Source organism: Micromonospora maritima (assembly GCF_902825405.1).
In the GTDB taxonomy this organism is placed as follows: domain Bacteria; phylum Actinomycetota; class Actinomycetes; order Mycobacteriales; family Micromonosporaceae; genus Micromonospora; species Micromonospora maritima.
Genome location: NZ_CADEAU010000342.1, coordinates 1 through 5,820, shown reverse-complemented (window position 1 = coordinate 5,820; position 5,820 = coordinate 1). Strand labels below are relative to the sequence as shown.

4 protein-coding genes and 1 pseudogene are annotated in these 5,820 nt (G+C 74.7%); 1 reads left to right on the top strand and 4 read right to left on the bottom strand.

Features of this window, described 5'->3' with window-relative positions; translation table 11 throughout:
- The 4 genes from HUW36_RS23840 to HUW36_RS23825 all read right to left on the bottom strand — a co-directional run.
- Positions 1 to 874: DUF58 domain-containing protein (locus tag HUW36_RS23840; protein ID WP_174530220.1), on the bottom strand; the 874-nt coding region annotated here is incomplete at its 3' end.
- A 2-nt stretch (positions 875 to 876) separates the two neighbouring features.
- On the bottom strand, positions 877 to 1,872 hold the full coding sequence (locus HUW36_RS23835) for an AAA family ATPase (protein ID WP_091573541.1): 996 nt from the start codon (positions 1,870 to 1,872) through the stop codon (positions 877 to 879).
- Between the two features lie 28 nt (positions 1,873 to 1,900).
- On the bottom strand, positions 1,901 to 4,465 hold the full coding sequence (locus tag HUW36_RS23830; RefSeq protein ID WP_174530221.1) for a fibronectin type III domain-containing protein: 2,565 nt from the start codon (positions 4,463 to 4,465) through the stop codon (positions 1,901 to 1,903).
- Positions 4,466 to 4,670: 205 nt separating this feature from the next.
- Positions 4,671 to 5,486 carry a fibronectin type III domain-containing protein gene (locus HUW36_RS23825; protein WP_174530219.1) on the bottom strand — a complete coding sequence of 272 codons (816 nt, stop codon included), beginning with the start codon at positions 5,484 to 5,486 and terminating at the stop codon, positions 4,671 to 4,673.
- Between HUW36_RS23825 and HUW36_RS23820 the strand changes: the two are divergent.
- Positions 5,461 to 5,820, top strand: a pseudogene (locus HUW36_RS23820) (hypothetical protein); the annotation flags it as partial. The gene HUW36_RS23825 and the pseudogene HUW36_RS23820 overlap by 26 nt on opposite strands.

Genomic DNA, 5,820 nt, shown 5'->3' with positions numbered 1-5,820 from the left:
CGAGGCGGTCCAGCGGCCCGGCCGCCCCGGCGGGCTCGGCCTCGGCGGGCGCGACGAGCAGCAATTGCACCGGCAGGTCCTCGCGCACCGCGGCGGCCACCACCGACGCGGCCGCCTCGCAGGCCGACTCGAACGACTCCGCCACCCCGGCCACCCGTCCCGGATGGGCGGACGCCCGGTTGTCCAGCACCACCACCAGGCGCGGCAGACTGGTGTCCACGTTCTCCCGCACCATCAGCTCGCCCACCCGGGCGCTCGTCCGCCAGTGCACCCGGCGCAGCTCGTCGCCGACCACGTACTCCCGCAACGAGTCGAACGTGATCGAGCCGTGCGGCACGCTGTCGGTGCGTCCGTCCAGGCTGCGCCCCGCGCCGGTGGGCACCGCGGACAGCGGGTGGATCCGCGGGTGCACCCACACCGGGACCGCGTCGCCGTAGCCGCGGGCCAGCGCCACCAGGCCGAGCGGGTCACGGCGGACGACCCGCAGCGGCCCGACCGGCACCACTCCCCGGCGCTGCGTCGGCACCGCGTAGCGCACCACCGTGTCCCGCCCCGGGCGCAGCCGCAACAGGGGCACCGGCACCAGAGCGCCGGCGCAGCGGTCCTCGGCCACCAGGTTCGCCGCCCGCAGCCGGCCGGTGTTGCGCACCGTCAGCTCCATCGCCGCCGGCTCGCCGCGGGCCACCCGGTCCGGGTCGGCCCGACGCTCGACGCTCAACCGGGGTCGCCACGCGGCGGTCACCCCGGCGTAGCCGACCGCCACGGCCGCCGCCGCGCCGAGCACGGTCAGCTCCGGGTACGCGTACCGGAAGCCGGCGCCGAGCAGCACCAGAGCGGCGACGAGCAGCCCGACCCCACGGGCGGTGATCCCCACGCTCAGCCGTGCACCGGGGCGGGCTGGCCGGACGGCAGCGGCACCGGCACCGAGGCGACCGCCTGGCGCAGCACCTCGGCGGGCGTGACACCCCGCACCTGCGCGTCCGGGGTGAGCAGCAGCCGGTGCGCGAAGACCGGCTCGACGAGCGCCTTCAGGTCCTCCGGCATGATCCAGCCCCGCCCGTCGATGAGCGCGTACGCGCACGCCGCCCGGGTCAGCGCGATCACCCCGCGCGGGCTCACCCCGACCCGCACCTGCGGGTGGGTCCGGGTGGCCGCGGCCAGCCGCACCGCGTACGCGTAGAGCGGCTCGGCGATGTGCACCCGACGGGCCATCTTCACCATCTCGCCCACGGTGGCGGTGTCGGTGACCGCGGTCAGCGAGTCGGGGGAGCGGACCGTGGCGCCGCGCAGCACCTCCACCTCGACCGCCTCGTCCGGGTAGCCGACGGAGAGCTTCACCAGGAACCGGTCGAGCTGCGCCTCGGGCAGCCGGTAGGTGCCGTCCATCTCCACCGGGTTCTGCGTGGCCACCACCAGGAACGGCTGCGGCACCGGGTGGCGTACGCCGTCCACGGTGACCGTCCGCTCCTCCATCACCTCCAGCAGCGCCGACTGGGTCTTCGGCGAGGCCCGGTTGATCTCGTCGGCGATGACGATGTTCGCGAACACCGGCCCGGGGTGGAACTCGAAGCCGCGGCTGGCCTGGTTGAAGATCGTCACGCCGGAGACGTCGGAGGGAAGCAGGTCGGGGGTGAACTGGATCCGCCGCCACTGCCCCTTGACGGTGGCCGCCACCGCCCGGGCGAGCGTGGTCTTGCCGACGCCGGGGACGTCCTCCAGCAGCACGTGCCCCTGCGCGAACAGCGCGGTCAACGCCAGCCGGACCACCTGCGGCTTGCCCAGCACGACCGCGTTGACGTTGTCGGCCAGCCGGGCGGCGAGGGCGGCGAAGCCCTGCACCTCCGGCTGGCTGAGCGGTTCGTGCGTGTTCACGGCGGTGGGCCTTTCGGAAACGGGGTGGTCAGCAGGTGGGCAGCAGGTTGAGGTTGTCGCCGCCCTCCAGGTTGAGCCACGCCCACGGGATGTAGGTCTTGCCCTCGTACGCGACCTGGATCCACCAGGTGCTCTGCTTGTCGTTGTTGTAGATCCAGGCGTCGACGTTCTCGCCCTTGGCCTTGCAGTACGTGCGCAGCCGCGTACCGTCCGGCACCCAGCCGGCCTGCCGGTCGTCGTCCTGCTGGGTGACCTTGAAGATCTCGTTCCCGTTGCGACCGGGCACGTCCTTGTTGCAGTACGTCCGCTGGTCCCCGTCCGGGCCGTTCTTGCAGGTGGCGATGCCGTAGACCGGGTCGGTGGTCTGGGCGCGGCTGGCCGTGCCCTTGCCGGCGGCGTTGGTCGCGGTCAGCGTCACCGTGTACGCCGTGCCCGGCGTCAACCCGGTCACCCGCAGGCTGGAGCAACTGCCGCTCGCCGTCTTCCCGCCGGTCGCGGCCGTGCAGGTGGCCTTTCCGCCGCCGGCGTCCACGGTGAACGTCACCGTCACCGAGGTGGCGTCCGCCGACGAGCCGGTCACCGTGATCCGCGGCGCGGCCACGGTGCGCGCGGTGGTGCTGGCCGCCGGGCCGTCGCCGGCCTCGTTGACCGCCTTGACCTTCACCGTGACGTTCTGGCCGTTGCCGAGCCCGCCCACGGTGGCCCGCACGTCGGTCACCTCGACGGACTTCCCGGCCGCCTCCACCACGTACTTCGTCACCGGCCGGCCGTTGTCCACCGCCGGCGACCACTGCACGGCGATCGTGCCGGGCTGGTCGGCCACCGTGGACGCGCGCAGCTCGGTCGGCGCCTTCGGCACGGTGAACGGCACCACCGTGTTGCTCACCGGCGACGCCTTCGACCCGGCGCCCCTGTCGCTGACCGCGGTCACCGTGAACGCGTACTGGGTGCCGTACTCCAGCTGGCCGGCCGGCACCACCAGCTCGGTCTTCGGCGACTCGCCGGCCGGGGCGCTCGCGCCGGCCGAGGTCGCGGTCACCGCGTACTTCGCGACCGTGTTGCCCTGGCCGTCGGCCTCGGGCCAGCTCACCCGGACCGTGCCGTCCGGTCGGGCCTCGGCGGTCACCGTGGCCGGCGGGTCCGGCACCTCGGCGGTCGGCACGACCGGGTTGCTGCGCCGCGCCGGACCGTCGCCCTTCGCGTTCACCGCGTGCACCGAGAACGTGTACGTCTCACCGTTGGTCAGGCCGGTGATCTCCAGCGCGCGCTGGTTGGCGCCCACCTGGTGGGTCTGACCGCCACCCTCCACCACGTACCGGACGATCTCGGCGCCGTTGGACGCGGCGGCCTGCCAGCTCACCCGCGCCGAGGCGTTGCCCGCGGCGGCGGTGACCGCCTTCGGCGCGCCCGGCTTGCCGACCTTCGGCTTCTTCGGCGGGGGCGGCGGCGGGGGAGCCGGCGGCGGGTCGCCGCCGAGCACGTCGTTGGCGTACTTGTTGACCTCGCGGACCCGGTTGCGGTCGTCGACCACCTGGGCGGTGGACGAGTCCGGCGGGTTGATGAACAGGTGGTTCTCGCGGACCTCCAGCTCCACCGGCCCGGGCCGGCCGGAGCCCTTGATCGTCTCCACCAGCTGGCCGGCCGCGTCGAACGAGTAGACCGCGCCGGTGCTCTCGTCGGCACAGTAGAACCGGCCCGCCCAGGCCACCGCCGGGCTGAGCCGCGCGCCGGCCCCGGGCACCGTGAACCGCTTCACCTCGGCGCCGTCGCGGACCACGTGCACCGACCGGTCGCCGGGGACGGTGACCGGCACCTGCGGCCCGCTGGTCCGCGGCGGCAGGTTGCCCGGCGCGGTCATGGTCAGCCCGGCCCGCTGCGTCCGGCCGCCGACCACGGTCACCAGCGACGCGGACGTGCGGTCGAGCACCGCCACACCCTCGTCCAGGGTGGACACCACCAGCTCGTGCGCGGGCTCGGCCACCTCGTACGTCTCGACCCGCTTCGGGCTGAGCCCGACCGGCGGCGCGTCACCCGGGGTGTCCGGCAGGTCGGCGGCGGTGACCGCCGAGACGGTGCCCTCGCTCGGCACCGCGATCCACAGCTTGCCGGCGCCGTCGAACGTCCCGCCGGCGATGCCCGGCGGGTAGCGGACCGGCTCGCCCACCGGGGTCAGCGCCCGCGGGTCGAGCTGCCGGACGATGCCCTGCACCGCGTCCACCACGAACGCCGCGTCCTCGTGCAGCGCCACGCTGACCCCGAACCCCGGCGCGGTCGGCGTGGTGGCGGTGATCTGCAACGTCGCCAGGTCCAGCGAGCTGACCTGACCGGTGTTGAGGTCGCGCAGGATCAGCAGCCGGTCGGTCTGGGCGACCTGCATCTGGTGCCGCCGCCCGCCGGGCACCTCCATCCGGGTGTCCACCCGCGCGGTGACGCCGTTGACCCGGGCCAGCTCGCTGCGGGTGGTGCTCCACAACCAGGAGGACGCGTCGTAGTTGGCCACCGCGTTGTCGGCGGCGCCCAGCCCGAGCACGGTCAGCCCCATCGCGGCCAGCAACGCGGCCACGGTGCCGATGGTCACCAGGCCGCCGCGCATCCGCGACCGGGGGCGGGCCGTCTCCGGCCCGGTGCTCGTGACGTCCTCGATGGTGGTCACTGGCGGCTGCCTCCCCGCGTCGGTGGGGGAGGACGCCGCGCGTGGTCGACCCTCCCCAGAGCCGGGAGCCATCATAGGGGCCGGCAGGAGCCGGTGAAACCCGCACCGTCCTCCTGTGGACACCGAGCGTGTCGTCGGTGGCCGCTCACTTCGGCGAAGCGCCGCCGTCGCGGTCCGTGCACACCTGACCGGAGGTGGCGTACGAGTCGGTCGAGTAGACCGCCAACACGGTGAAGCAGTAGTCCAACCGCGCGCTCAACCCGTTCACGGTGTAGCGGGTCTGCCCGGCGTCCACCGTGGCCATCACGCCGAGCTTCTGCCCGGCCTGGCCACCGGCCACGACGAACGGCACCCCGCCGTTCGTCGGGTCGGTCCAGGTCACCGTGATCGTGGTGGTGTCGTCCCGCAACCGCAGCTCACCGGGCGGTGGCCCGGTCACCTTGGGCTTCGGCGCGCTCGGCGCCGGCGCCGGCGGCGCCGCGTCCCGGTTCAGCCACACCGCGCCCGCGCCGACCGCGACCACCACCGCCAGCACCGCGCCGCCGACCAGCAGGGCCAGCACCGTCCGGTTGCGGCCGCCCGACTCCGGCTCCTCCGCCTGCGGGTACGCGGCCGGCTGGTGGAACGACGGCGGTACCGCCGGCCAGGAGCCCTGGTCCGGCCAGGAGCCCTGGTCCGGATAGGCGGCCTGGTCCGGATGGGAGCCCTGGTCCGGATACCTGGCCTGGTTCGGATACGCAGGCCGTTCCGGATACTCGGGCCGGTTCGGATTCGCCGGCTCGGGGAAGTCGAGCAGCCCGTCGTAGACCGGCAGCGATGGCCTCTCGTCCGGCGTCTCGTCCGGGTCGTCCGGCTCCGCCCCGTGCCCCGGCGTCGGCTCGGCGGTCGGTTCGGGCTCCGGGCCGGCGGGGCGGTCCACCGGTTGGGGTGGGGCGATGCTGCTCCACGGTGGAGCGGTCATCCCCCACGGCGGCACCGGCGACCCACTGACCGGGGAGGCGCTGATCGGGGCGGCGCTGACCGGCATGCCACTGACCGGGTACGCGGCCGGCCCACTGACCGGATGCCCGGGTGGTCCGCTCACCGGGAAGGTGGGTGGTGCGCTGATGGGCTGTCCGGGTGGTCCGCTCACCGGGAAGGTGGGTGGTGCGCTGATGGGCTGTCCGGGTGGCCCGCTCGTCGGACGGGCCGGTGGTGCGCCGACGGCCGGCGGGCCGCTCACCGGCGCCGCACTCGCCGGCGGCGCGCTGACCGGGAATCCGCTGGCCGGTGCTGCACCGACCGGCGGCACGCCG